Genomic DNA, 25,047 nt, shown 5'->3' on the forward strand with positions numbered 1-25,047 from the left:
CATGAACAGACTGCTAAGTGTAAAGTTTCCGATTGAAAGCAATGCGCTCGCTTCTTTGAGCGCTACGAGCGCTAATGGCGACGTAGGAGGCATTCCTGAAGAAATTAGACAAGCAATTGCTCCCGATTAGGCTCATGCCACAAAATGGTATTGATGCTCCTATAGATGTCAAGTCTTTTTTGTGTCCTAAGCAGGACTCATGTCAGGGCAAACGCATCTTGTCAATAAGGTAGAAAAATCCTGGATTTATTGAAAATAATTGCAACAAACCAAGGCTTATTGAGAAGAAAATCGGTTGAGAGCGTTTGCAATAATTCGGGGTTTATTGAGAAAAAGTAGTCCGATCTCAGATCTTACAACAGTACAAATGCTCTAGTTGTCAAAGAGCAGCTTTCAATGAGAGAAAAAGGCGTGAAACCTATTAAACGCAAGAACGATGTCAACCATCCTTGCTCACGCCCAAGGGCTAGTGTACACCCTACTGGGTTTGATGCCGAGTCACTATCAACGAGATAGCCTGCAAGCAATCTTGGGTTTATTTCTACAAGCACAGGGTCATCCCCTACCGCAGCAATCTCAAGCTAAATCTGCCAGTGCTATCAGTCGATTTCTCAACATCTACCCTTGGTCAACTCGTGATTTGATTCGGGAAAGCCGCCGAATGGTAATCCAACAAATCCTATCCCAGCCACGAGTCGGACGCAAACCAATCCTACAAGTAATTATTGACCTGACTACTTTGGAAAAGCGTGGTAAGTTCAAAGCACTCAATGGATTAGTGCGAGTGTATCATGGCAAGCGGGGATTACACCTAGTGGTCATGTATTTGGTCGTAGGGCGTTGGCGTGTACCTTGGAATTTTCGTGTCTATCGAGGTAAAGATACACCCTCACCAGCTCAACTAGGACTAAAACTAGTGCAAAGCTTACCCAAAGCACTAATGCAACATTTTCAGGTAATGATTTTAGTAGATACTGCCTTTGGGAGCATTGAATTTTTACATGGTATCCGCTAGTTAAAATATCATGCTATTGCTGGTGTGCGTTGTGACCGGAGATTAGAGGATGGACGCATTGTTGCACAGTTGTACAAACGAGGGCAACAGGTAAGATTGGTTGGGATAAAATTTCCTGTATCCCTGTCATGGTACTATCTCAAGCGCGAGAACGGGAAATTAGAGAAACGCTTTGTCCTTTCTACAAAAGCTCTCAAGGCAAGCACTATTAATTGGTGGGGTAAGCGTCGATGGCAAATAGAAGGCTGGTTCAAAACTGCCAAGCATCGTTTCGGTTGACATCGTTTTGGTCAGGGAACTCTTTTGGGAGTCTACCGTTGGCTGATACTGTCAATGATTGCTTATTTATTGGCGCATTGGGCGTATTTATCTGCTAACTCTACTGATGCGCCTGACTGGGGACACGCTGCTCTTTTAGCACTACAGGCTTTCTTGCCGCAGTTAGTTCTATTCTTACTTTTATTGGAGATTGAGCGTTTACGACCACTGTGCTGCACGCAAGGAATAGACATTCAAATTACTAGGTGCAAGATGTGAGTTTATATAATTCATTAGTTATCGCTCTCACCTAACTCTATCTAAAGTATTATATTTAAGCAACACAGTATCACTAGTGTTGTTAATTAAAGAACCAATAACTTGTACATTAAAAGGTTTATAATGACTAATTTGTCTTTTGCTCAACTGCGGCAAAAAGCCTTGTCAAAGGGGATTAAAGCTGCTACAAAACTCCGTAAAGCTGAGCTTGTGCAACTTCTTGAAATCAAAAACCTCGGACAGGCAAAAAGCTAGAAATTAGAGCTACGAAATTTGTCGAGTACGGGTGCTGTCAAGGGATTTAAGGAGCAAGTAACAGCAGGCGGATAGTGATATGGAAGTAGTGGTGAGACAGGAGCCTTGCGCGGCCAAGAGCACGTACAATATAAACTAATATAATCCCCAATCGCTCGCTCAAAACCTGGCATTTTAATGGTAGCCATCTTAGCATTTTTATTTTCCTCATTCATGATTGTGTGATCTAATATAGTACGAGAGCTAATAGAAACCTCCCAAGAAAAGTGTAAAGAAATCCCAGAACGAACTTGTCCTGTATGTGGTCCTAGACACCTGATTAAAAATGGCTTAAGTCATAATGGTAAGTCAAAAAATCAATCTAAGAGGTCATTTATAAAGAAAAGTTGAAAGCAGCGAGAATGGAGGCAAGAGGCTTTTACTATGACAAGACAGTAGCCCAAAGCATTGCCTCATGAGTAGAAAAGCTTACAAAAGTGATTTAACCGATCGAGAATGGCAAATCATTGAACCATTAATTCCACCTGTAAGACCAGGAGGACATCCACGTACTGTGGATATGCGTGAGGTAGTAAATGCCATCTTTTATTTGCTGAAAACTGGCTGTGCTTGGGAGATGCTACCACATGACTTCCCACCCTATTCAACGGTTTATTATTACTTTCGGCGTTGGCAAAAACGAGGAATTTGGCAGCAGATAAATCTTGCCTTACGTGAACAAGTACGGATGAAGCTGGGCAAATCTCATCAAGCTACTGCTGCAATTGTGGATAGCCAGTCCGTAAAAACGACGGAAAAAAGGGGAAGTATCCGGCTTTGATGGCGGCAAGCTAGTTAAAGGTCGCAAACGCCATGTCGTAGTAGATCCTCAAGGACTACTAATGGGTGTAGTAATCACCGAAGCTAATGCTTCAGAACGATTAGGAGCAATAGTGGCATTGCTAGAAGAGTGCTATAACTCTAAGTCTTTAGAGCTAATTTGGGCAGATAGTGGCTACAGTGGAGAGAATTTTGCACAAGCTGTAATGGTAGTCTGCGGTGCAGAAGTAGAAATAGTTAAGCGGATTACAGATGGGTTTGAAGTTTTGCCCAGAAGATGGGTAGTTGAACGAACTTTTGGCTGGCTAGGACGCTATCGACGACTAAGTAAGGATTATGAACTCCTACCGGAAATAAGTGAATCTATGGTCTACGCTGCTATGGTACGGCTGATGCTGAGACGACTAGCTGCTTGATTTTTACTTTATAAATCAGCTCTAACAGTTGCGGTTATCAATTTGTTGACAATCCTACTAAAACTACCGTTTTACGAGAAACGAAACAGTTAATTGATAGACTCTTACTGGAGAGGATATCATTGCGAGGAATTGCTAGGGTGACTCAAGTAAGTTGGTCATGGTTACAAGATTATGTCAGTTGGAAGCTAGCTAGAACCCCACGTCAGGTAAAGGTTCCAGGCAAAACACCAGGTAAATTGATGATTGAATGTGACGAGATGTGGTCTTTTGTTGATGGTAAGAAAAATGAGGTTTATATTTGGCTAGCAATTGACCGCAATTCTCGAAAAATTTTCGGTTGTTTCGTGGGAGATAGAACTCGAAAATTAGCCCGTCAGCTTTGGGCTGATTTACCCCCTATTTATCAGCAATCTGCTGTTGCTTATACAGATTTCTGGCAAGCTTATACAATAGTTATTCCCATAAAACCCCATCGAGCTGTTGGTAAAGAAACAAGTCAAACTAATCGGATTGAAAGGTTAAATAATACCAACAGAGCAGCGAATTTCTCGATTGGTAAGACAAAGCCTATCATTTTCCAAAAAGCTCAACAATCATATTGGAGCGATTTGGGATTTTGTGCATTACTATAATGCCTCGTTACGCTCTTGACCATTACTATTCAGGACTACCACAATTACTTGTACTGTGTAGCAGATGAAAGTGCGTTCCAATTGCTGGAACGGCTCAGCGATGTGGAGGCAATGCTCCAACGCCTACGTCAGCTCGATTATGCAAATGAGCAGCCCAAGCAACAGAAAGCTTACTCAAAGAGCTTGACGAATTCAAGCAACTTCTGGCTCAATCCGAACCGAAAATTCAATTAAACAGCCAAAGTTTAATGGAAGTGTGGCAAGCAGTAGAAGACTGGGATAGCCGCGATTGGTCTGAACAACGAGTTAGAGAAGCGATCGCTAATTTCTACAACAATAAATAATCTTCAGCTAGAGGTAAGGGTCAAAAATGGCGTAAGCACGATCGCTCGTGATGATGTTAGCCCGGTGGCGCGCCCTGTTTGCTCGCTACTAACGATTACATGTTTTTTGACTGACGAGTGCGATCTTCCTGCCGCGCCACAACGAGCCGCCGTTGCTGCCGCTGGATCTTTCCCTTTGCTTCTAAGCGCTGGAGGATTGTGGTCACCGTCACCCGATTCGTCCCCAGCGTCTGAGCCAACTGCTGATGTGTCAGTGGCAGATCGAGTAAGCGACCGTTTTCTACGTCACGACCGAATTTTTGACTCAACCAGACCAAGAGCTGCCACAACTTACAAGACAGGGGATTGAGATGAACGATGCTCAGGAGTTCTTCGGTTTGCTGCTGCTGGTGAATGATGGCATCGGTGAAATGCGCTCGCTGAGTGTAGGGACAGCAACTAATGACGACATCTGTGAGGCAGTGGAGTTCGTAAGGTTGCACTCGTGATAGTCCATGACCGACGACATCTCCCACTCCCCAGTAGCCCAAGCAAACTAGCTCGCCTTCATCTGTCCAAGTCATGCTACAAACGACACCTGATTCGATCCGCCATAAAACTTCGCCCTGTTCTGGGAGTTGCGCGCGACGGACAAATTGCTGTTGGAGCGGTGGAGTGGCGCAGCCAACGAGTTGATTTAGCTGGTGCATGTTACCTCACCAATTGAGCTGTGGGCTTGACTAGCAAATCTACTGGGAACCGCCAGCTCGATGAGTTCGACAGCCAGAATGCAATAGACAAGCAGGACGTGGCGCATCCTTGTCCACCAAACGTATACCAACAGATTACTATGAAACATGGGTATCTTTCCTCAGCTCGTCTGGGTGACTTGAGTGACTTGCAGCTAAGCTCTATCTAAAGGAATAGCCACACCAACTTCCGTATCCCCGGACACGCCTACCTGCAAAAAATCTTTCTCAAATTCAAGGTCAGCAATTGCCGAACTTTCCCGAACTTTAGCTGATTGACAAATGATCGGATTTAGACTCAATTGACGAGGTTTTCATTTGACCGGAGTATAGAGGTGATAGCACCAAAGAGCGGATTGAAATTTGTCAACTACTGCGAGCAAGAAATCAGGACGGGCAAGCATGGTCATGTATCAGCACCATTTATCGCACTTAGAAGATGAATTGTCCGAACCCAACCGCAGAAAATCAGAACTGCTGCTTTAAGTGCAGTGCGGCAGCAGCTCATGCCATCGGATAGCTTGAGTGCAAACGAAACGAAAGGCTTCCAACTAGAGCAGCGACTGCAAGTCGTCGTCATGCAGCTACAGTCTTTTGAACAAGTGACGCAAGCGGTTCAAGTTCTATGGCAGGGTCAAACGCTAATCTTAGACATGACCCAGATAGATGTAATCCAAGCACAGCGAGCAGTAGACTTTGTAGCTGGGGCAAATTACTCAATGAATGGGCAGCAACAACACCTAGCACCAGGGCTGTTTCTGTTCGCACCCCAGGGCGTTCGCTTGGCAAAGGCTGTTGTTGAAACCGCCGAGTTGTAAAATCGTGAACTTTGTGTTGGTAAGACTGTAGCTGGTAATTCTCGTTACAGGAGCGAATCGTTAATGCAGCTCGAAGATATCCGATACTTTTTTACCAATCCCCACCGCTCCAGCTTGGTCGAGAGCAAGCAGTTTGCTACATCCTGTCTGTGTTACTAGAGGGCGAATCTTACGGTACTGGGCTAATTCAACAACTTCAATGCGAATATGCCAACTATCGTCTTTCTGACACCGTGTTGTATGCTGCGTTGAGATTTCTTGAATCAGAGGGAGCGGTCTGCGGTAGCTGGCACAAAGGAAAAGGGCGCGGTCGCCCGCGACGGGTGTATCAGCTCAACCTCGCATGGCACGATGAAGCGCGAAAGCTAGCACAATTGTGGCGTGACTTTACCACTCAGCAGCAGCAAAAAAGGTTTAGTGTTGCGGCTTGATCGCCAAAGCGAGTGGCACGAGCGTAGTGGCTGTTACATCTGACACCGATGACAATGAGAATGTAACTCCTGGTTCGTGAAGTAAAGTTTCCCAACCAATATCAAGGACTTGGGAAACTTCCGACTACATTTACCAATCGCTTATCGCTTCGTCACAAATCTAGGTAGACGGAACGATTTATCATTTTCATGACTGCTACCAGCGAAGTAAGCCCAGGAGCCAATAGCGGCAGCCAAGAGCCATCCGAGGATTAATACTGCCACTGGAAGCGCGATTGAACTATCCATGTCATAACCTCCTGGAATTTGAGATTTGCCGAACTAGTCGTGCGCGCACAATACCTTCTTAACAAGGGGATCGAGAAGCGTCAACATTTCTTAAAGGAAAGCGCCCCATTGTTACTTATATATGTATGGCTCTCAGGAAGTTAATACTGCAATTGCAACTGGGGGATCGCCACACTGTTGTTGGGATTTTGCTTTGCAGTTGCACTTTGAGTTCTTGCTAGCGGTTCCAATTATGAAAAATCACTACTAGTCTGAGTTTGACTCATGCACTTTTTGTCTGGGTAAGTTGCATGAATTGCTCTCGCAATTGGCTAGTCGCTGTGCCAGTAAAGTGTATCGCCCAAGGTCTTTTACTTGCCTGACTGCTAGACCAATGGCTTTAGATGGACCCACCAGGATCGCTAACTGCTTGGCACGGGTTAGTCCTGTGTACAACAAATTACGCGACAGCATCATGTAGTGCTGCATATATAAAGGTAAAATTACCACCGGATACTCGCTACCTTGGGATTTATGTATGGTTGTAGCGAATGCCAATGTAATTTCATTCAAGTCTGCATAGTCGTAAGTGACTTCTCGCTCCTGATACTGCACCGTGACTTCCTGTTCCTCTAAGTCAATCGCCGCAATCGTTCCCAAGTCCCCATTAAAAACTTCGCGGTCGTAATCGTTGACCTGTTGAATGACGCGATCGCCCACTCGCAATACAATCCCACCCGACTTAATCTCAGCCTTGTCAGCAGCCGGAGGATTGATTAAACCTTGCAAAACGCCGTTGAGGTGGCGCGTCCCTACTTCTCCCCTGGTCATGGGACACAATACTTGCACGTCCTTTGCCGGATCGAAACCTAATTGTGGAATCACATCAATGACCAACTCTTGAATCCCCTGCACTCCGTACTGTGGCTCTGGCGCTCCCAACCACAAACAATCGGAGTTGGGCTTGAGAGATACTGACTCTAGTAACGGATACTGCCCTGAATTGATTCGGTGAGCGTTGCTAACGATATAACTCGCTGCTGCTTGTCGAAATACTTGTGTCAGCCGCACTACAGGTATTTGCCCTGAAGCAATCAAGTCCCGCAACACGTTACCTGGTCCCACCGATGGTAATTGATCGATGTCACCTACCAACAACAGTTGAGCATCGGGTGGAATGGCTTTGAGCAGGGAATGGGCTAAAAACAGATCGAGCATTGAAGCCTCATCTACTACAATCGCCCCTGCTTCGATAGGATTCTCCGCATCCCGCTTGAACTTCATGGTTCTGGGATCGAACTCCAGCAAGCGGTGTATCGTTTTGGCTTCCATTCGGGCTACTTCACTCAACCGCTGGGCAGCTCTCCCAGTAGGGGACGCTAGGACAATAGATTTACCCATTGCTTTCCAGAGTGCAACAATAGTGCGGGTGCAGAAGGTTTTCCCCGTGCCAGGACCGCCAGCAAGTATTAATACTCTTTGACTCGCCGCTATCTCTACCGCTTGTTGCTGTTGCAGTGATAGCTCGATCCCTTTAGCTTGAGTGAATCGTTCGATCCAACTCTTCACGCGAGGCAAGTCAACCATGACAGGACGACTTAGCAAATGGTGGAGTTGAGATGCTAAATTCTGTTCGCTGTAGTAAAAAGATGGCTGATAGTAGACAAACTCATGCTCTCGATGCCCTTGCATTATCAACTGTTCTTCCATCCCCATTTGTATTAACAGTTGAGCGATCGCTCCAGAGTTCGGTTGGTGGTCTTTAACGCTCAACCGCTTCACTACCTGCTCCACTAGCTCAGCCTGTGGTAGAAAACAATGTCCGTCTTCTGCTGCTTCTCCCAGTACGTGAACGATCCCCGCTCGATACCTATACTCGGAGTCAGGAGCAATGCCTAAGTTACGAGCGATCGCATCAGCAGTGATAAACCCAATACCATATATATCTGTTGCCAGTTGGTAGGGGTTGTTAGTGACAGTGGCGATCGCCGCGTCATTGTACTGTTTATAAATCTTGACAGCAAAAGTGGTTGAAACACCGTGACTTTGGAGGAAAAGCATCACTTCCTTGATAGCCTTTTGGGTTGACCAGGCGCTTTGAATCATTTTGACGCGCTTTTTGGCGATCCCAGGTACTTCTACCAACCGTTCGATCTGAGTTTCAATAATGTCGAGTGTCTGCAATCCAAAATGGGCGACTATGCGCCGTGCCATAATTGGTCCAACTCCCTTAATCAACCCACTACCTAAGTATTTCTCTATCCCTGTTATGGTTGCAGGAAGAGTTTCTCTATAATGCGTGACTTGAAACTGTGCGCCATACTGCGGATGCTCTCGCCACAGACCAGTTAGCTGTAGTGTCTGCCCTGCCTGGATATTGGCAAAACTACCCACAATCGTCACTAAGTCGCGAGATCGTGCTGTTTTGAGCCGCGCCACCGTGTATCCAGATTCTTCTGAATGGAATGTCAGCCGCTCCACAACGCCTGTGAGAAATTCGTGTTGTGGGGTAGCTTGAGTTTGAGCTGGATCGGGGAGAGTAGACATCGATCGCGCTACAGTTGTGGTGCGCTCGGACAACTGATTCTATTACCCTCTGCTATTCTACTCAGTACAAACGTACCCGCAAATTTCTCTGAGCAACGTGTAAATAATTTGACTCATTTGTAGAGTTGAACCTTAGAACGCAGACGCGAGCGCTACTCATAATTTTCTTCTAAAGCAAGTAAATTATTGTTCACTTTCACAGTACAAATGTACGGTATGCTGCTAGCAATCGGCAGATTTGAAAATAGATAAGTTGAGGAAAAAATTGCTAATTACTACGATTTATTCCCCGAATTTTCCGCTTTCTGCTATCGAGTTAAACCTACATTTAGTCCCTGTAAGTAGTAGGGCATAATTAAACGTAAGATAGAGAAAAGCCAAAAACTTGCTGATTTTGACCACTCATGCCTGCTCCTTTACGTATCGTTTTGACAGAGTCAGAAGACCGGACGTTGAGTGAACTTCGGGTTGCCAAAACCGTTGCTCAACGTACCCGAGATCGAGCACAAATGCTTCGACTCAATGCTCAAGGATGGGTAGTGCCAGCGATTGCCGAAATTTTTGAGTGCCAAGAGCAGACAGTGCGCGAAACCATCCGCCGTTGGCAGCAGCAAGGGTTAGGTGGATTATGGGATGCTAGTGGACGAGGAGCTAAAGCCAAATGGCAAGAAGCAGACATGGCCTACCTAGAACAATGCCTAGAGCAAGAAGCCAGAACCTATAATAGTCAACAGCTAGCCCAGAAGCTAGAGCAAGAACGACAGGTAAACCTAAGTGCTGACCGGATTCGCCGCATTCTAAAAAAAAGGGCTTTAGTTGGAAGCGGACTCGACACTCGCAACGGGGCAGACAAGATCCTGAGTACAAAGCACTCAAGCAAGCCGACTTAGACACACTCCAACTAGCTGCCTGTGAAGGGTACATTGACCTGAAGTATCTTGACGAATCGGGATGTTGTCTGGAAAGTCCAGTCAGTTATAGTTACTCTCGCATTGGAGAGCAGAAACACCGAAGAGCAGGTCAAATCCTATGGAGACCGCATTAGTATTCTAGGGATATGGCAACCAGAGCAGTCGTTTGACTATGCTCTGGTACAAGGCAGTTTCCACAAGGAACGCTATGTTAAAGTGATGAACGCTCCTTGCCCAAAAGAGTGAGCAGACATTGCTACAAACCGGACGGCTCACAGTCGTGGTGCAAGATAATGGTTCGGCTCATACCAGTCATCTTGCCCGTGAGCACTGGCAGCAGTGGCAGTCGAAAGGGCTATATCTCTTTTTTCTCCCCCAATACAGTTCACATATGAATCTGATTGAAGCGCAGTGGCATCAACTCAAAACCCATGAAATAGCCGGAAGGATTTTTGATAACGAGTATGATTTAGCGAATGCCATGATTGAGGGCATGGAGAATCGAAGTCAACAAGGGGGATGGACACTGGAACGTTTTATGTTTAAATCTGCCTAGCTACTTAGTTGCAGGTTTTCCCTCACCTACCGACGACTATATTGAATCAAAGTTAGACCTGAACGAATACTTAATTCATCGCCCAGCGGCAACATTCTTCGTGCGAGTTAGTGGGACTTTAAAACTTTCTAAGCCCAAATATAGCCGAACTTAGCTCTGTGAGAGGCAAATACATCAACATGCTCATTAAGCCAGCGGACCAAACGAAACTCGACTGCGGTGCGGAATGCCTCCAATGCTTCGGCAAAGGTTTGTAAGGGTTTGGTTGCCCAACGTCTGCGGAATCCGCCGGTCAACTGATGCCAAAGGATGAAGGTGTAAGCGATGAACACTAAAACCCAATGACGCTTCATACTCAGAGCATCCCGAACTTGATACTCACTCAAACCCAACCAGCCCTTGGCTTCTCGATAGAAGACCTCCACCCAGTTGCGAGCAGAATATGTTTGAGCTACCCAAGCCGCACTGACTTGGTTGTCAGAGGCATTGGTGAGAAAGTAATCCACCTCCGTCGCTTGCTCGAAACTAGAGGCATTGAGTTGAATCGCCAGCCAGCGAGTGCCTTCGAGCTTCGGAACGTGAACTGGTAACAGCGCCACCCAAACTGTCCGGGGCTGCTCCAGATTGAGTTGCACAGGTGTGAACTGCTCCACTGCCAAGGTTTGAGCAATAGCTTCTAATCCCTGCTTACGAGCAGACTCATCACCTGATGTTTGAGCAGTAACTTGGCGGTTTTTGGCGATTGCTGCCACGTAAGTTAGGTTTCTCGACTCCAACTGCTTGAGAAAAGGCGTGTTATTACCGTAGCCTGCATCAATTACAGTCACACCCGGTCGATAACCGCGCTTCAAGCATTGGTCAACCAAGTCTAGAGCCAGGTCAGGTTTTTTCTGGAAGTTGGGGTCTGCCTTGCCTTGCTCGAATAAACTTGCGTGTTGATAGAGTGCAACATCTAACGGCAGACGTCGCACTCCATCATACAAGTAGGTAGTCAGCAGCACAATACCATTGTCAGTCTTGCCAATCTCCCCAATGTACTGCCGTCCTACCCCATCAGTAGCCGCACCACTTTTGCGATGTCCCGAATCATCTACAATCAATGTGAAACCTTGACTCGGGGTCGTCTGGCGACACTGGTGCATCACCTCCAACCGCCGATTATTTAGCTTGACTTCATCCCAAGGGGCATTGTTGAGAAAATGTCTGAGGCTGTTGTAGGAGCCATCTACTGTATTTGTGACCAGTTGGCTCAGGTTTTTGCGCTGACTCTCACCCAGCAGTCCCCCTAGATAAACACGAAATTCCTGCCGCTGCTTCTGACGCGAAAATACATCATCAAACCGACGACACCAGTTCTCAAAGCACTGCGGCATCGCTGCTGGTACTTGATCTTTCACCTTACGTTGCTCCTGTCGAGACTGACGTAAAACGCAACTCCTACCCGCATTCTAGCTCAATTTGCTCCATCTTTCTTACAAAGTCCCATTAGTGGTGATTCGATGCAAGGAGTAGGAATTTACTCTGGCGATTTGCTGGTAGTGGATCGCTCGATAGAACCAAAAGATAATGATATTGTCATTGCCGTCGTCAACGGAGAGCTGACGGTCAAACACCTGCACCGCCAAGGGAAAAAACTGCTATTGATAGCAGCAAACGAGAACTATCCCTCCCTGGAAATCGACGAATGTATAGACTTTCAAATTTGGGGTGTAGTCACGAGTGCAATTCATAAATTTCGCCAACCGCGCTAACGATGGCGATCGCTCTGGTAGATTGCAATTCCTTCTATTGCAGTTGCGAGTCAGTCTTCGAGCCGCGACTGTGGAAGACTCCTTTGGTCGTGCTCTCGAACAATGATGGCTCGGTTGTATCGCTCAACAAGCCAGCTAAAGCTTTGGGCATCCGAAAATGTCAACCATTTTTTCAATTACTCCCTCTCAGTGCGAGCGCTTCTCCCAACCAAAGAAATCAATGTAGACTGGATAAACGCTGACTTAAACGTTTTCTCATTTTTCTTTTCCTAAACTAATATTTTGGACTAGTCTAATAATGGTTCCATTGCTAAGCCAATGCGCCCAGCGACGGATTGCATTCTTTGTGCCTCATGTGAGGTGAAGTGTCGCGGGCGAAACGTACCAACGTGAAATACCCCAATCACGCGCTCTTTAGCCAGTAAAGGTACGCCTAACATGGAGTGCAGTCCTTTTTTTCGTAAAATTGTACTAAAAACATTTACCTGCGCTAGATCGTAGACGATTGCTAGTTCCCGACTGGCAGCGATCTGACCGGCAAAGCCCTGTCCTATAGGTATTTTGACTCTTGTTTCTATTTCTTCTTCCAACCCCAAAGTAGCACTTACGGTTAGTTGCTGCTCGTTGGCTGCACGTAGTAGCACTGTAACTGTATCAACGTACGTGACTTGGCGAATACATTCAAGTAAGTCGTATAGCAGATTGTTGACGACGAATGGAGAAGATAAACTTCGAGCGCGCGGCTGAGCGCTTTGCTGGCTCAGCCGCGCAGTCATTTCCATTTGGCTCAAGGAAGAACTGAGCGAAAACAGGCGGTTGTTGTCTTCAAATACGTGGGCGGATTCAAGAACGCTGGTTCGCTCGACTAGCGTGAGTGGCTTGCGGTTAGAGATTGCCCGCGCTGGTACGCCTACTGCAACTGAGTCTGGTGGAATATCTTGAGTTACGACTGCTCCAGCACTAATAATGCTACCCCGACCGATAGTGACACCATCAAGAACTTTGACTCCATATCCCAGCCAACAATCATCTCCAATCGAACAATGTTTGCCACTTTTGACATCACCAGACACATCAATACAGGTATATGGTCCAATAAACGTCTGTTTGCCAATCTCAATCTGGCAGTTTTCGCCGCCGCCAATCTCAACTCCACGTTCTAGAACTACGCGCTCGCCAATCGAAATCCTACAGTTATTTTCTGATGCATTGACCCGTACCCCTCGGTAAATGCAAACGCGATCGCCAACTTCAAGATTACGAGTCCCGCTAAATTCAACACCGTCTTGAAGATAAACTGCTTTACCTATACGTTTAAAAATTGTGCGATAAATGTGATTGCGTAAAATTACGGCTGATGCTGATGTTGGCAACCATTTAAGTATAATCGTGACTAATATTTCTCTCAATCGTCTCCATTTGAAGTTAGATAATTGTACGTTCATGATTCAATGCTTCAGAATCTCATCTAGTGTTTGGGCGAATCGAGACAGGAAAACTTTTGCGCTCGAACTTCCACGTTTTTCTGATGCCAGCGCCACAGTAACTTAGTATTCCAGTACCAGGCAATCGCCTTGGTAGTAATGTGGATTACGAATAATTAGGAGGGAGCTTTGGGAGTCTTGTAGAATCCCTAAATAGAGCTATAGAATTAGTCAACACTTTAGCTTTTCCCCATCGGCAAAGTTTGCAGACTGGCGTACTAAGACTACGACCTGAATTTTGGATGAAGTTTTTTATCAAGCTACACGCACGCTCTATGGCGGAGTTTCCCCTACCTCCGACATGACGTTGAAATCTACCATCGGTGCAAACAAGCAAATGCTGCCCTGATTCCCGTATCGGCGTTCTTGCTGGTAGTTTTTTGCGTCTGCTATTGTCACCACGATTGCAAAGGGAAGTTAGAAGCTGAAAGCTATCGATAAATGACAGTAGTTTAACACAATCTCTCAGGCGAGCATGTAACAGGCATCTAGAAGCTAACAATGCCTTTAGGGGTGGTGTTGTCAAAACTTGCTGAATCAAAAGTGTTTTTATCTGTAGAAGAAATAAATACTTGCACTTTCCCGTACTTTACCTAATTGACAAACGATGAAATTGGGACTTAATTGACAGGTTTTTCATTTGACCGGAGTATAGAGGTGATAGCACCAAAGATCGTACTGAAATTTGTCAAGCAGCGCAGCGTAAGAAACAAGGACGGGCAAGCAGTGAAAAATTTGCTCTAACTTGTTTGCGGAAATTCGAGAGTAGCTATTGTAGCTGCGGCAAAAGTCAAGCAGAAAATTTTCAGCAGGTAGAAGCCCTATGACAGAAGCATTGAAGCTTAATTCTCAAAAAGACGCTCGGGTTTTATTGTTGTCCCTCAGAAATATTAAGTTTCATGTGGCTCGCTGTTATTTGTACGAGCTGGAAGATGCGATTTGCGAATTAGACTCAGCCGAGCTGCTGACACCAAATTTTCAACCCAACTTATTCAAAGTGACGAATAAGCTAGCAAATCATGCAGCCAAAGCGATTGGTCATAGCAAGCTCATGAATCCATTGTTTGATCGAGTTCAGCTCCAGCAAGACTATGACTTATTCTTTTTTCTGTGCCAGTCCCCGCAAGATATCCTCTGTATTAATTCAATTAAGGGTTGGCGCGAGCGTTGCCACAAAGCTGTAGTTTGGCTCGATGAAATTTGGGCGAAAGATCTTCAGAGCTGGAAAGCACAACTAAGTCTTTTGAAAGACTTCGATCGAATTTTCATGAACTTTAGCAATAGTATTTCAGGAGTGGCTGAAATCGTTCAGCGTCCTTGTGAATATATTCCTTTTGGCGTTGATGCAATTAAGTTCTGTCCTTATCCCTTGGAGCGAGAACGCAGTGTCGATCTTTATAGTGTTGGTCGTCGCTCGCAGGTAACGCACCAAGCTTTACTAGAGTTAGCAGAAAACCACAGTTTTTTTTACATATATGAAACTCTCAGAGACTTATACGCGATCGACTATAAATATCATCGCAGCTTATATAGAAATATTTTGAAAAAGAGCCGTTATTTCATTGCTAACAGCGCGAAATTTGACGAGATAAATGCCACAGGCGGACAACAAGAAGTGGGGGCGCGCTTTTTTGAGGGAGCAGCAGCAGGAGCCATCATGCTGGGAGTGCCGCCCCAATCCGAATCATTTCATCAACATTTTGACTGGGAGGGTGCAGCGATCAAAATTCCCTACGATGTACCTCACATTGCTGAAATTCTGGACGAACTTGACGCTGACCCGTATCGCTTACAAAAAATCCGTATTGATAATGTGGTCAACTCGCTGCTACGGCATGATTGGGTTTACCGCTGGGAAACAATTTTAGCTACAGTCGGACTGGATAGTACGCCAGCAATGGCGGCTCGAAAAACTAACTTGCAAAACCTGGCTCAAACGATCTTGGCTAGGGCGAACGCATCTAATTGTGACGTTTCGGAAATAAGGCTGTTGTCGGACTCACATGAACCGATCCTGAAGCAATCCTGGAACTCGCCTTAAATGGAACTGGGCGCGCGTTATCTGGGAATGGATTTAGCATCATCCGCCCCAGCTCACTGTCGTGGCGTTCTCGTAGCGATCGTGCAAATACTTACGCGCTTGACGCTTGACAAGCTTTGCCTGAAAACACCTGGCTATTAAGGCAGCTTGTAAAGATAGGGCAGGTCTTTTTGTCCCCTCTAGTTGTAGTAATGTCTTGTCGCGTAATCTGATGAAGACCTGCCCTATATGCGCGTTGCCAGGTTAATAGCACCTTTTAAATTGGCGAAAACTCCAATCGGTCTGTCAAAAGCTGATTTAGCTTTACCCAAAGGAATTCCAGCCGGTGATGTTTGGCACAAACAAATACACAACCGCCTGACAAAAGCTTACAGTATGAAAAATTATGCACGTATCCGATCTTTACCGCATAACAATCGGTCAACTCGTAGTCGCCTCGATCCAATGAACAATTCAAAACTCATACTTCTGTGCTGTGTACTCATCCTCAGTATGATGTTGCCATTTTCCTGCACGAGTGTAGCCTTGAAGACTCGTATGCTGCAACGAGGAGACAGGAACGTCATCTTCGGCGTGAACGACGGCACTGGGTACGACGACTCCCAAGAGTTTAGCCAGATGGTGTCAGGGCGCATCTCTGCCCTTGGTCTCACCGCCGTCCGCACTGGCGCAGACAAGATGAAGTGCGAGCGGGAGGGCGAGCCGTGCGATTTCTCTCGGCGCGACGTAGTGATTCAAGAACACTTGGCTAAAGGGTTAGCCCTTCACATGGTCATCGCTTTCAGGTGGGAACTCGATGTTGCCGGATACGATCCCGTTCAGTGGACGAAGAACTATGCCTGGAAATGCGGTCAAGTGGCTCACCATTGGAAAGATACGGTGCGCTACTACATAGTGGATAACGAACCAGATATTCGCGGTCGAGATGCCCAGCGAGGTCCCGAGACACCCGCAACCGTCGTCCGCATGCAAAAAGCGTGCTATGAGGCAATCAAGCGGGTAGACCCAGGAATACTCGTCGAGTCTGCACCCGCGACCAGACCGAACACCCAATACAACCGCGCTCTCCTCAAGGCAGGTATTGGAAAATATGCCGATCTCATCGGCACTCACATGTACGGGGGTCAGCTCAGGGAAGATGCGATCGCGACACTGCGCAAATGGATGGCGGAGTTCGGTGTCAACAAGCCGGTGGCGATTAGCGAGTGTGGGTCGGACCCGAACTGGTTCAACCCAGGAGGCTCAGACGGAGAGTGGAAAGGGAAGCACGGGCGAGAGGCGCGAGCGCTGTGGCTGCGGGACATGGCTGCCTACGCTCGGCGAAAGAAACTTCACAACGTTCTGTTCTTCAGCATGTTTAGCATTCATGGAGATTGGGAAATGGATAAGGATCGGGCTGCTCTGGCGGCGCTCAAGGACATCGGACACGGGCGATTCTAGCAAGATTGCCTGACTCCGTCTTTTGCGCGAGCGCTTCTCCCAACCGAAACAATCGATGTAGACTGGGGAAAGTCAACATCAATCAACGGCATAGACCGATCCCGATGAAGGGACACTCCCAGCGCTAGTCGCAGGGAGTTTTTTTTAGCTTAGCTAGAGCTTGTTCTCCCCCGCGCTGACTTGCAGTTGTTTACAGTCAATGATGTCAGCAGGAATCGCACTGGCTCTTTTAACAGAGTGAATTTCTAGTTGCGCTTGTGGGACAGCCTCAAACAACAAGTACCGACCAGGAAACACGACTCGTTCTAGATACCAGCGTGGGATATTTGTCATCCGAGCAATTTGAATTGTACTTGTTGCGTTTTTGTAGTGGCACAAGATTCGCTGTTGATAGTCGTCGGGTAATGAATCTACGGTAGTGTTGTAGATGTGTTGAGATAGGCTCCAAATTCCCCTTGCAGCCAATGTTTCAAATCAATGAGCAACACATCTACAACACTACCCCAAATCTTAGCATTACGACGAGGTGGAATAGCAGCGGTCGCTTCTCGTTGCTCAATGACATCGTAGCAGCCTTGGGTATCATAGGCTCCATCGGCAGACACCTGCTCAATCTCCTGGGCAATCGCATCGAGTAATTCTGGCATCACTTCACAATCGGCGACGTCATTGGTGCTGACCACTGCCGCTAAAATCTCCCCCGTTGCTTCATCAACTCCTAAATGCAACTTGCGCCATGTCCGTCGCTTGCTAACGCCATGCTGTCTAGTTTTCCACTCTCCTTCACCATAGACTTTTACACCCGTTGAATCGACAACCACATGCACACCTTTGCGCTTGGGAATCACGGGGAGGTCTACGCTCAGCTTGCCCAACCGTCGTGACAAGGATAGAGTGGTCAGGCACTTCTAGCTCGATTCCCATCAGCACAAACAATGACTCCAGGAATCCTTCCGTTTGCCGTCCTGCTAAGCGAAACAACGATTGAACTGTTCCCATCGTCGCAATTGCTGTCTCACTGTAATAATTAGAAGCCCCTCTACGTCCAGTTTTTTGCTCATTGTGCCACTGCTTAATCACCGCTTCATCCACCCAGAAGGTAATGCTGCCTCGTTGTTTGAGAGCTGCATCATATGCATTCCAATTGCGAATCTGATAGCTTTCCTTAGCTTTCGTCTTCATCATTCGTTGAAGTTAGACGGCATACTCAAAATTTACTCATTTCTCCCTATTTGTGCAACAAAGCCATACCCTTCAGCAAAATCGTCATCGAGTCGGCGTAATATTCTTTTCGTGAAAGAGAAGATATTGACCTAAAGAGGGTTGACTTGAGATGAACTCGTGTTAAAAGCTAAGAAGGTCAAAAAGCGTTTATGTTTCAAGCTGTGAATGAGTATGTGCAGGCAACTATGACAAACACCCTTCTTAAACCCAGTGAGCTGAACCAACGACTTCAAAGAACGCTGACCTTATCCAGTCTGCAGATGGGCTGGAATGGCATCCTGGTTGAGCAGCATGACTATACTCCAACTCCTGGCAAAATAGAAGAAATAAAACTGCCTGCTCTGTCCGATCATTGGCTAATCTTACCGATGGGGCATCCCACTTATCTGAGCCAGAAATCTGACTATCGCTGGTACGAATCAATCTTCCAAGAAGGAGATAGCCTCTTGGTTCCATCTGAGCAGTTGAGCTACTGGTGTTGTCCAGGAAGTGAGGCTGTTCAAACGGAACTCAACATTCATTTACAGCCAAAGCTGGTCGAACAAGTTGCTGAAGCGTCTGAAATCAATCCAGCACGGGTCAGTTTGGTCAACCATTTCGGTCAGCAAGACTTGAATCTTCAGCAGATTGCCATGCTACTTTTAACTGAGGTGAAATCAGGTGGCATGATGGGGCGATTATATGTTGAATCCTTGTCTCAAGCATTAATCATCCATCTCTTGCGGCATTATTCTGAGGATGCAACCATCATTGCACCTGAGAATAGAAGCTTAACTCATATCCAGTTGCAGCAAGCGATCGACTACATTCACACTCATCTCAGTCGAGATTTGTCACTGGCTGAACTGGCAAATGTCGTGAATATCACCCCCACTTACTTTGCCAATTTGTTTAAACAAGCAATCGGAATCTCGCCGCATCAGTATGTGATTCAACAGCGAGTGGAACAGGCAAAAGTGATGCTGTCGAAGACGGACTTGGCGATCGCAGATATCGCCCTGCAAGTCGGCTTCTCCAGCCAAAGTCATTTGACCCAACAGTTTAAACGAATTACTGGAATGACACCAAAGCAGGTTCGCTAACACCATAAGAATCTGACAAATTATTGACAAATCATTGTAAGAATCTGAAAGAAGTTGAGCGTTGGCACTCATTACACTCAAGTTAGATCGGTCGAGAATCGAATGCAGCTTGCACCAGACGTACAACATGATTGGCAAGCGATCGCAGTAAACAGGTAAAACGCCAATAGTAAGCAAAGGTGCGCTCAATTGTGTATTCCATTCACTCATTCATTGCCATATGAAAACTAAAGAATCAACCATTGTTTCTGACCAAGAACGCGCTTCTAATTCTATGATGACATCACAGGTACTTTTCGCTGGAGGAGCGGGCTTCGTGGGGCGCACTGCCATCAGGTGGTTCCGCCAGAGGCACCCCAGCGTTCGAGTGCTCGTCGGCGGACGAAATCTGCAAGCGGCAGGTGAAGTCGCCCAAGAGGTGGGTGCTGCCGAAGCAGTTGCCATAGATCTCGATAAGCCCCGCTTGGGACTCAGTGACGACGTTACCGTCGCTGCTGTAGTCATGTTAGCTCCCGAAGCTGGACTCAAAGGTCTGAGCTACGCGCAGGACTTGGGTATTCCTTACCTGAACATTAACGCTGCCGTCACCGAAATCGGACCCGAATTGGCACTGTTCGCGCATCGTGCGACCGCCGCACCCGTTGTGCTCGCCAGTCACTGGATGGCAGGTGCGGCCACTTTGCTGGCACTCAATAGTGCCAAAGGCTTCGAGAGCGTCCGATCTATCAGGCTCGGCGCAATCGTCGATGAGCAAGATCCAGTCGGCCCAGCGGCGATCGAAGATATGGAGCGGGTACACGGGGCTGCTCCCGCCGCACTGGTATTCGAGGGTGGGCGGCGCGTCTGGCTGTCCGGCGATGCCGTAAAGGGCAAGATCGAATCAGTCGATGGTCGATCGCTCAATGCCACCGCATTTTCCACGTTCGATACCGTGAGTCTCTACGCCGCCACTGGAGCACCGGATATCCGCTTCGACCTGGTGAATGGTGAATCGTCCAGCCGCTGCCGGGGCGGTGCGGCGGGAACCGAGATCGTCGTCGAGATCGAGGGTAAGGCTGATGGTCGAACGAAGCGATCGCGATCAATGCTGGAATTCAAGCATGGCACAGCCTCACTCACGGGGCTGAGTGTCGTGCTTTTGCTCTCGTCGGTATTGGGACTGGGCGACCGCGATCCTGCCCGCCCTGGGCTTTACCTACCCGAACTAATCTCAGATAGCAAATGGTTCCTGGATGAACTCCGCAGTGGGGGAGCGACTATCTCCGAAGACTATAAGTAACCTCTGCGACACGGGTTCCGCCTACTAATAATTAGGTCCAAGCTTTTTGCTTTGTACAACGTTAGACGGTCGTGCCCTACAGAAGCTGTTTACGGATGCTATCGCTTCCGTTATGGATGGAAGAAACAAAAAAATAAGATGCACCGAAAAAAAATTACACTCTTAATTGTGTCCTGACAGTTAAGACCGTTCCCTCAATGGTGCATTTTCGCCCGCACAAAAGCATGGTTCTGGGTTATGACGGTGATGACATTGGTGAAGCGTTTAGACGTTATCCCGTTTAGAAGACTGTACAATTCCGTCAACCTGGGTTAAGGCACACTCTCAACTTTGATATTGCTTGAGACTAGAGGAACTAAAATGAAGAAAAAACAGAAGTCTTCAGTTCCAAATCGCCAATCTGTAGCCAAAGCATCAAAATTGAATCCGATTGATGCAAATGCGGCTGGTATTGATATTGGTTCCCAAAATCAATGGGTGTGCGTACCTTCAGGACGAGCTAACGAATGCGTCCGGCGTTTTGGTTGCTACACGGCTGACCTGTACGCCATTGCTGACTGGTTAGCTGAATGTGGAGTTGAGACAGTGGCAATGGAATCAACAGGTGTTTATTGGATTCTATTATTTCAAATTTTAGAAACTCGTGGCTTTGAAGTTATGCTTGTAAATGCTCACCATGTGAAAACTTTGCTTGGACGCAAGACAGCTGTTTTAGACTGTCAATGGCTGCAACAGTTGCACAGCTATGTGTAGGAGCCAGCAAACATAACTCCTCAAACCTGCAAACAAGACATTTTCAAACCAGGATTAGTTGCAACTATAATTTCATTTGAACCAGGATTAACTACAACTGAACCAGAATTAAATGCAATCAACCTGCAATCATCCGTTTGAGCCAGGATTATTTGCAAATAGACTCAACACTATGTTGGCATTAGGCTGTGAGTCCTGGTAGGACTTGTCAAAAAACCCATCTCAGAATTTGATAAGTTAACTTTGAATTCTTTACCGACTTTTTTAACTAGGGAATAGGCGGCTTAGGGTTCAGAAACTCTTACTAGTGTTGTAGTTAAGAAAACGTCCGTTTCTTTTACCGTTAGTTGCAGTTAATCCTGGTTGAAGTGGATAATTGCAGGCTGGTTGCATTTAATCCTGGTTCAGTTGTAGTTAATCCTGGTTTTATCGCTGTCTCAGTTGCAACTAATCCTGGTTTGAAAATGTCTTGTTTGCAGGTTTGAGGAGTTATGTTTGCAGGTTACTACAGCTATGGATTGTTGTCAGGTTCTTTTCGCCCAGAAGACGAAATCTGTGTTTTACGTAGCTATATTCGTCAACGTGATAGTTTGATCAGAAGTGCCAGTGTTCATATTCAACGGATGCAGAAAGCTTTGACTCAAATGAACATACAACTGCATCAAGCAGGAGCGCGATATTACAGGCACTACAGGTATGGCAATCATTCGAGCTATCGTCGCTGGTGAACATGACCCACAAGTACTTGCAGCTAAAAAACATCATCGTGTCAAACGTAGTGAAGCAGAAATTGCAGCTGCGCTTCACGGTGACTACCGGAAAGAACATTTGTTTGTCTTGCAACAAGAATTACACCTGTATGATGTCTACCAATCGCAAATCGCGCTCATGTGACCTAAGAATTGAGGATTGCTTAAGTCAATTTAACGATAAAATTGATATTTCCCAGTCTCCCCTTACTCCACCAAAGCATATTCGCCATAAACCTCAAGGCAATGAACCTAGCTTTGATTTGCGTACTCATCTTTATCGCATGAGTGGGGTTGATTTTACCCAAGTGGATGGTCTTGGTGTCCTGACAGTACAAATCATCCTTTCTGAAGTTGGTTTAGATCCCAGCCGATTCCCTACGGTTAAACACTTTACCTCTTGGCTTGGCGCAATGTCGCTGGCAGTCGCATTACTGGTGGCAAAATTCAAAGTTCTCAGACTCGTCCTGTAGTCAATCGCGCCGAAGACAGCTTTCCGTATGGCAGCGCAAACTGCCGGAAAAAGTAATTCCGCTTTGGGCGCATTTTATCGTCGCTTACGTTCTCGACTTGGCTCTCCTAAAGCCATTACTGCAACTGCTCATAAGATTGCGCGAATTTTTTACAAACTTTGGACAACTGGAGGAAATTACACCGATCCTGGTATGGATTATTATGAGCAGCGTTATTACGTGAGCGAATGCTCAATAATCTCCACAAAAAAGCCCAGGCTTTTGGTTTTGAGCTTATTCCTCAGCCCTCAGAAAATCTAGTTTCTTAGGAGCAGCCTACGGGCGGCAAGCCACTCGCAACGAATGAAAGAAACTGATTTAAAGGGACTGATAAACAGCTACATTTATAAATGTCCTGACAGTTAAAACCGAACCTGCAATAGTGTTAGGGAGCGTAATAAATTATCATGCTTTGTACTACATTGAAACACATCGTTCACAAACGATTAATTTATTGAGAATTACACGGCTTAATTTCCGACTTTTTCGTCGCTCATTCTCATTAAGCTTTAGGTTTTCAACGACGTACTACAAAGCATAATAATTTATTACGCTTCCACGCTAAACTGACTGTACTCCTGCTCGTCCGTCTTCTACGATAAATGAAGCTCTGGTGGAAATACTACCGTCTTGGTTAGTGACGGCAGACATGACGCGATAGTCGGATTGCCAGCGACTGGGGCTAAGTTCGCAACGGACGTAACCCCGTTGCGAGTTGTAAAACTTAATCCACGGATTTTCTGGTAGATAAGCCTCGACTGTGGGATTGGAGTCAGCACCATCACCTCCAGAACTGATGGAAGTGCCAACGAACTCCGCACCAACAATAGGGGAGTCTGGAACATCAAAATCTAGCTTGAGATCCGATACCCAGTTGGAGTGGATATCGCCAGTAATGACGATGGGATTGGAAATTTGTTGTTCTTGGAAAAAGCGGAGAATGCGGTTGCGCTGCACTAGATAACCAGCCCATTGATCCATTGGAAAAGTCTGTTCGGCTCCGGGGCTGCGGTCTACCTGCCCCATCATCACTTGTTGTGCCAGGATATTCCAACGAGATTTAGACTGTTTTAGCCCTTGGAATAGCCACTGTTCTTGTTCCAATCCAGTCAGGGTAGCATTTGGATCGAAGACTGCTTCGCAACGAGGTTTTGTACCGTCATTGCAGGGTTGATTGGTGCGGTACTGCCTGGTATCGAGAACGTTGAACTCTGCTAAATCTCCAAAAGTAAAGCGACGATACAGCAACATATCCGGTCCCTGCGGCATTGAGGTAGCTCGCAACGGCATATGCTCGTAATAGGCTTGGTAAGCAGCAGCCCGTCTTAATAGCAAATCTTCGCGGGATTGTAGTTCTGGATCTTGAGGAATATCGTCAGCGTAATTATTGTCTACTTCATGATCGTCCCAAGTCACCAGCCAAGGGAAAGCAGCGTGTGCTGCTTGCAGATTGGGATCGGACTTATACTGGGCGTGGCGATTGCGATATTCTTCCAATGTCACGGGTTCTTTAGTGCCTTCATGAGGTCGTAAAGCTGTGGCACTCGGTGGTCCCTCGTAAATATAATCGCCTAGAAAAACAACCAGATCGAGGTCTTCTGTCGCCATATATTTGTATGCCGTATAGTGACCTTGTTGCCAATTTTGACAGGAAGCGAAGGCAAAGCGGAAACGGTCGAGGCGATCGCCCGATCTAGGGGCAGTACGGGTGCGTCCGATCGGGCTGACTTCACTCCCGACTCGAAATTGATACCAGTACCACTGCCCCGGTTTTAACCCTTTCACGTCTACCCGGACAGAATGCCCTAATTCCGGTGTTGCCAATACCGTGCCGCGTCTGACAATCTGGCGCAGATTTTCGTCAGCAGCAATTTGCCATTCAACCGAGACATTTTGTTGTGGCATTCCGCCACCATTAAGCGGATCGGGAGCCAGTCGCGTCCAAATCACAATGCTGTTAGGCAATGGATCGCCTGAAGCTACACCTAAACTGAATGGATAAGCAGAAAATTTTGATTGAGCAATAACTCTCCTGGGAAATTGATTGGCGATCGCAAATCCCGTTAGCGCTCCCGCACCTATGAGCAACTGTCTGCGCTTGGCTGGAACTGATAGGATGCCTGCTAGATCGAAGCGATTCATATTCACCCCTGGGCTAATTTTTCGCTAAATTTTTCATAGTTGTGGGGTAGACAAAAATTGAGCAAGTCCTAATTTGTCAGCTATTTTACTAGTACGACAATCGCTTTTTGAATCATTCAAATGCTAAAATAACTTGCCGTCAAGACTAGGAAAACGTCTCTCAAATTCTTGACTTTACGAACTTTTTTCGCTCAAATTTGCTATACCTTAACTAGTTCTCAAATAAAAATTAGCAATCAGAGATTAATTCACGTTCAAGGTCTGATTAAACTTGGCTGATTCTGCGTCAATTCAACAGCACGCAACTTCTC

The 25,047-nt window shown here is 46.4% G+C and carries 24 protein-coding genes and 7 pseudogenes; 20 read left to right on the forward strand and 11 right to left on the reverse strand.

What is annotated here, in order from left to right:
- Window position 1: 1 nt before the first annotated feature.
- From N4J56_RS38240 to N4J56_RS38255, 4 genes and pseudogenes are all read left to right on the forward strand, one after another.
- Window positions 2-130 carry a hypothetical protein gene (locus N4J56_RS38240; protein WP_317112177.1) on the forward strand — a complete coding sequence of 43 codons (129 nt, stop codon included), beginning with the start codon at window positions 2-4 and terminating at the stop codon, window positions 128-130.
- A gap of 306 nt (window positions 131-436) precedes the next feature.
- Window positions 437-1,552, forward strand: a pseudogene (locus tag N4J56_RS38245) (transposase).
- Between the two features lie 709 nt (window positions 1,553-2,261).
- Window positions 2,262-3,042 (forward strand): IS5 family transposase gene (locus tag N4J56_RS38250; protein ID WP_317105119.1). Its coding sequence is split into 2 segments (ribosomal slippage): window positions 2,262-2,599 and window positions 2,598-3,042, totalling 783 coding nucleotides; the frame shifts between segments, so codons are not numbered across the junction.
- A gap of 29 nt (window positions 3,043-3,071) precedes the next feature.
- A pseudogene (locus N4J56_RS38255) lies at window positions 3,072-3,696 on the forward strand (IS1 family transposase); the annotation flags it as partial.
- Between the two features lie 420 nt (window positions 3,697-4,116).
- Here the strand turns inward: N4J56_RS38255 and N4J56_RS38260 are convergent.
- Genes N4J56_RS38260 through N4J56_RS38270 form a run of 3 tightly spaced genes read right to left on the reverse strand, consistent with a single transcriptional unit; the run spans window position 4,117 to window position 5,051 of the window.
- Window positions 4,117-4,710: a Crp/Fnr family transcriptional regulator gene (locus tag N4J56_RS38260; protein ID WP_317112178.1), complete on the reverse strand. Its 594-nt coding sequence runs from the start codon at window positions 4,708-4,710 to the stop codon at window positions 4,117-4,119.
- Entirely contained in the window at window positions 4,698-4,859 is a 162-nt protein-coding gene (locus tag N4J56_RS38265; protein WP_317112180.1) for a hypothetical protein, read from the reverse strand. The genes N4J56_RS38260 and N4J56_RS38265 overlap by 13 nt, the downstream gene beginning before the upstream one ends.
- Window positions 4,860-4,904: 45 nt before the next feature.
- The gene (locus N4J56_RS38270; RefSeq protein WP_317112181.1) at window positions 4,905-5,051 is read right to left on the reverse strand and encodes a hypothetical protein; all 147 of its coding nucleotides are present in this window, start codon (window positions 5,049-5,051) and stop codon (window positions 4,905-4,907) included.
- Window positions 5,052-5,112: 61 nt separating this feature from the next.
- Here N4J56_RS38270 and N4J56_RS38275 point away from each other — a divergent pair, with 61 nt between their 5' ends.
- The 3 genes from N4J56_RS38275 (at window position 5,113) to N4J56_RS38285 (ending at window position 5,998) form a co-directional block, all read left to right on the forward strand.
- On the forward strand, window positions 5,113-5,235 hold the full coding sequence (locus tag N4J56_RS38275; protein WP_317112183.1) for a hypothetical protein: 123 nt from the start codon (window positions 5,113-5,115) through the stop codon (window positions 5,233-5,235).
- A 20-nt stretch (window positions 5,236-5,255) separates the two neighbouring features.
- A complete protein-coding gene (locus N4J56_RS38280) occupies window positions 5,256-5,567 on the forward strand; it encodes a cell division protein SepF (RefSeq protein ID WP_317112185.1) in 312 nt (103 codons plus the stop codon).
- Window positions 5,568-5,716: 149 nt separating this feature from the next.
- On the forward strand, window positions 5,717-5,998 hold the full coding sequence (locus N4J56_RS38285; RefSeq protein WP_317112186.1) for a PadR family transcriptional regulator: 282 nt from the start codon (window positions 5,717-5,719) through the stop codon (window positions 5,996-5,998).
- Window positions 5,999-6,139: 141 nt separating this feature from the next.
- On the opposite strand, the gene N4J56_RS38290 is transcribed toward N4J56_RS38285, so the two are convergent.
- Both N4J56_RS38290 and N4J56_RS38295 read right to left on the reverse strand, forming a co-directional pair.
- A complete protein-coding gene (locus N4J56_RS38290; protein WP_317112187.1) occupies window positions 6,140-6,286 on the reverse strand; it encodes a hypothetical protein in 147 nt (48 codons plus the stop codon).
- Window positions 6,287-6,532: 246 nt separating this feature from the next.
- Entirely contained in the window at window positions 6,533-8,812 is a 2,280-nt protein-coding gene (locus tag N4J56_RS38295; RefSeq protein WP_410500840.1) for an ATP-dependent RecD-like DNA helicase, read from the reverse strand.
- A 404-nt stretch (window positions 8,813-9,216) separates the two neighbouring features.
- Here N4J56_RS38295 and N4J56_RS38300 point away from each other — a divergent pair.
- Both N4J56_RS38300 and N4J56_RS41710 read left to right on the forward strand, forming a co-directional pair.
- Window positions 9,217-10,279, forward strand: a pseudogene (locus N4J56_RS38300) (IS630 family transposase).
- Window positions 10,272-10,394, forward strand: a pseudogene (locus N4J56_RS41710) (LexA family transcriptional regulator); the annotation flags it as partial. The pseudogenes N4J56_RS38300 and N4J56_RS41710, both read left to right, overlap by 8 nt.
- A 13-nt stretch (window positions 10,395-10,407) precedes the next feature.
- Here N4J56_RS41710 and N4J56_RS38305 read toward each other — a convergent pair.
- The gene (locus N4J56_RS38305) at window positions 10,408-11,676 is read right to left on the reverse strand and encodes an IS701 family transposase (protein ID WP_317104593.1); all 1,269 of its coding nucleotides are present in this window, start codon (window positions 11,674-11,676) and stop codon (window positions 10,408-10,410) included.
- Between the two features lie 102 nt (window positions 11,677-11,778).
- Between N4J56_RS38305 and N4J56_RS38310 the strand changes: the two genes are divergently transcribed.
- Both N4J56_RS38310 and N4J56_RS38315 read left to right on the forward strand, forming a co-directional pair.
- Window positions 11,779-12,030: a LexA family protein gene (locus tag N4J56_RS38310; protein WP_410500806.1), complete on the forward strand. Its 252-nt coding sequence runs from the start codon at window positions 11,779-11,781 to the stop codon at window positions 12,028-12,030.
- Window positions 12,031-12,032: 2 nt separating this feature from the next.
- A pseudogene (locus tag N4J56_RS38315) lies at window positions 12,033-12,209 on the forward strand (DNA polymerase V subunit UmuC); the annotation flags it as partial.
- Between the two features lie 108 nt (window positions 12,210-12,317).
- Here the strand turns inward: N4J56_RS38315 and N4J56_RS38320 are convergent.
- The gene (locus N4J56_RS38320) at window positions 12,318-13,475 is read right to left on the reverse strand and encodes a GAF domain-containing protein (protein WP_317112193.1); all 1,158 of its coding nucleotides are present in this window, start codon (window positions 13,473-13,475) and stop codon (window positions 12,318-12,320) included.
- 312 nt (window positions 13,476-13,787) lie between these two features.
- Window positions 13,788-13,913, reverse strand: a complete 126-nt coding sequence (locus N4J56_RS38325; RefSeq protein ID WP_317112194.1) for a hypothetical protein — start codon at window positions 13,911-13,913, stop codon at window positions 13,788-13,790.
- Window positions 13,914-14,337: 424 nt separating this feature from the next.
- Between N4J56_RS38325 and N4J56_RS38330 the strand changes: the two genes are divergently transcribed.
- The 3 genes from N4J56_RS38330 to N4J56_RS38340 all read left to right on the forward strand — a co-directional run bounded on the left by N4J56_RS38330 (window position 14,338) and on the right by N4J56_RS38340 (window position 16,995).
- Window positions 14,338-15,555, forward strand: a complete 1,218-nt coding sequence (locus N4J56_RS38330) for a glycosyltransferase (RefSeq protein WP_317112196.1) — start codon at window positions 14,338-14,340, stop codon at window positions 15,553-15,555.
- A complete protein-coding gene (locus tag N4J56_RS38335; RefSeq protein WP_317112198.1) occupies window positions 15,556-15,696 on the forward strand; it encodes a hypothetical protein in 141 nt (46 codons plus the stop codon).
- A 120-nt stretch (window positions 15,697-15,816) separates the two neighbouring features.
- Window positions 15,817-16,995 (forward strand): hypothetical protein, encoded by a 1,179-nt coding sequence (locus N4J56_RS38340; RefSeq protein WP_317112199.1) that lies wholly within the window; start codon window positions 15,817-15,819, stop codon window positions 16,993-16,995.
- Window positions 16,996-17,148: 153 nt separating this feature from the next.
- Here N4J56_RS38340 and N4J56_RS38345 read toward each other — a convergent pair whose 3' ends face one another.
- Window positions 17,149-17,460 (reverse strand): DUF1830 domain-containing protein, encoded by a 312-nt coding sequence (locus N4J56_RS38345; RefSeq protein WP_317112200.1) that lies wholly within the window; start codon window positions 17,458-17,460, stop codon window positions 17,149-17,151.
- Between the two features lie 38 nt (window positions 17,461-17,498).
- Window positions 17,499-18,177: pseudogene (locus N4J56_RS38350) on the reverse strand (IS5 family transposase); the annotation flags it as partial.
- A gap of 227 nt (window positions 18,178-18,404) precedes the next feature.
- Here N4J56_RS38350 and N4J56_RS38355 point away from each other — a divergent pair.
- From N4J56_RS38355 to N4J56_RS38380, 6 genes and pseudogenes are all read left to right on the forward strand, one after another.
- On the forward strand, window positions 18,405-19,301 hold the full coding sequence (locus N4J56_RS38355; RefSeq protein ID WP_317112202.1) for an AraC family transcriptional regulator: 897 nt from the start codon (window positions 18,405-18,407) through the stop codon (window positions 19,299-19,301).
- 220 nt (window positions 19,302-19,521) lie between these two features.
- Window positions 19,522-20,580 carry a hypothetical protein gene (locus tag N4J56_RS38360; RefSeq protein WP_317112204.1) on the forward strand — a complete coding sequence of 353 codons (1,059 nt, stop codon included), beginning with the start codon at window positions 19,522-19,524 and terminating at the stop codon, window positions 20,578-20,580.
- Window positions 20,581-20,940: 360 nt separating this feature from the next.
- Window positions 20,941-21,327 (forward strand): annotated as a pseudogene (locus N4J56_RS38365) (IS110 family transposase); the annotation flags it as partial.
- A 702-nt stretch (window positions 21,328-22,029) separates the two neighbouring features.
- Window positions 22,030-22,227 carry a hypothetical protein gene (locus N4J56_RS38370; protein ID WP_317112205.1) on the forward strand — a complete coding sequence of 66 codons (198 nt, stop codon included), beginning with the start codon at window positions 22,030-22,032 and terminating at the stop codon, window positions 22,225-22,227.
- Window positions 22,193-22,555, forward strand: coding sequence for a transposase (locus N4J56_RS38375; protein WP_317112206.1), 363 nt, complete (start codon window positions 22,193-22,195; stop codon window positions 22,553-22,555). The genes N4J56_RS38370 and N4J56_RS38375 overlap by 35 nt, the downstream gene beginning before the upstream one ends.
- 27 nt (window positions 22,556-22,582) lie before the next feature.
- Window positions 22,583-22,855 carry a hypothetical protein gene (locus N4J56_RS38380; protein ID WP_317112207.1) on the forward strand — a complete coding sequence of 91 codons (273 nt, stop codon included), beginning with the start codon at window positions 22,583-22,585 and terminating at the stop codon, window positions 22,853-22,855.
- 300 nt (window positions 22,856-23,155) lie between these two features.
- On the opposite strand, the gene N4J56_RS38385 is transcribed toward N4J56_RS38380, so the two are convergent.
- Window positions 23,156-24,736 carry an alkaline phosphatase gene (locus N4J56_RS38385; RefSeq protein ID WP_317112208.1) on the reverse strand — a complete coding sequence of 527 codons (1,581 nt, stop codon included), beginning with the start codon at window positions 24,734-24,736 and terminating at the stop codon, window positions 23,156-23,158.
- Between the last annotated feature and the right edge of the window lie 311 nt (window positions 24,737-25,047).

Source organism: Chroococcidiopsis sp. SAG 2025 (assembly GCF_032860985.1).
Taxonomy (GTDB): Bacteria; Cyanobacteriota; Cyanobacteriia; order Cyanobacteriales; family Chroococcidiopsidaceae; genus Chroococcidiopsis.

Bases quoted from the DNA above. Each gene is read 5' to 3' on its own strand.
- N4J56_RS38280 (WP_317112185.1), top strand. From the start codon at position 5,256: ATGCCATCGGATAGCTTGAGTGCAAACGAAACGAAAGGCTTCCAACTA.
- N4J56_RS38380 (WP_317112207.1), top strand. From the start codon at position 22,583: ATGGCAGCGCAAACTGCCGGAAAAAGTAATTCCGCTTTGGGCGCATTT.
- N4J56_RS38295 (WP_410500840.1), bottom strand. From the start codon at position 8,812: ATGTCTACTCTCCCCGATCCAGCTCAAACTCAAGCTACCCCACAACAC.
- N4J56_RS38360 (WP_317112204.1), top strand. From the start codon at position 19,522: ATGAAAACTAAAGAATCAACCATTGTTTCTGACCAAGAACGCGCTTCT.
- N4J56_RS38320 (WP_317112193.1), bottom strand. From the start codon at position 13,475: ATGAACGTACAATTATCTAACTTCAAATGGAGACGATTGAGAGAAATA.
- N4J56_RS38265 (WP_317112180.1), bottom strand. From the start codon at position 4,859: ATGTTTCATAGTAATCTGTTGGTATACGTTTGGTGGACAAGGATGCGC.
- N4J56_RS38260 (WP_317112178.1), bottom strand. From the start codon at position 4,710: ATGCACCAGCTAAATCAACTCGTTGGCTGCGCCACTCCACCGCTCCAA.
- N4J56_RS38240 (WP_317112177.1), top strand. From the start codon at position 2: ATGAACAGACTGCTAAGTGTAAAGTTTCCGATTGAAAGCAATGCGCTC.
- N4J56_RS38385 (WP_317112208.1), bottom strand. From the start codon at position 24,736: ATGAATCGCTTCGATCTAGCAGGCATCCTATCAGTTCCAGCCAAGCGC.
- N4J56_RS38310 (WP_410500806.1), top strand. From the start codon at position 11,779: ATGCAAGGAGTAGGAATTTACTCTGGCGATTTGCTGGTAGTGGATCGC.
- N4J56_RS38375 (WP_317112206.1), top strand. From the start codon at position 22,193: ATGATGTCTACCAATCGCAAATCGCGCTCATGTGACCTAAGAATTGAG.
- N4J56_RS38335 (WP_317112198.1), top strand. From the start codon at position 15,556: ATGGAACTGGGCGCGCGTTATCTGGGAATGGATTTAGCATCATCCGCC.
- N4J56_RS38370 (WP_317112205.1), top strand. From the start codon at position 22,030: ATGGCAATCATTCGAGCTATCGTCGCTGGTGAACATGACCCACAAGTA.
- N4J56_RS38330 (WP_317112196.1), top strand. From the start codon at position 14,338: ATGACAGAAGCATTGAAGCTTAATTCTCAAAAAGACGCTCGGGTTTTA.
- N4J56_RS38290 (WP_317112187.1), bottom strand. From the start codon at position 6,286: ATGGATAGTTCAATCGCGCTTCCAGTGGCAGTATTAATCCTCGGATGG.
- N4J56_RS38355 (WP_317112202.1), top strand. From the start codon at position 18,405: ATGACAAACACCCTTCTTAAACCCAGTGAGCTGAACCAACGACTTCAA.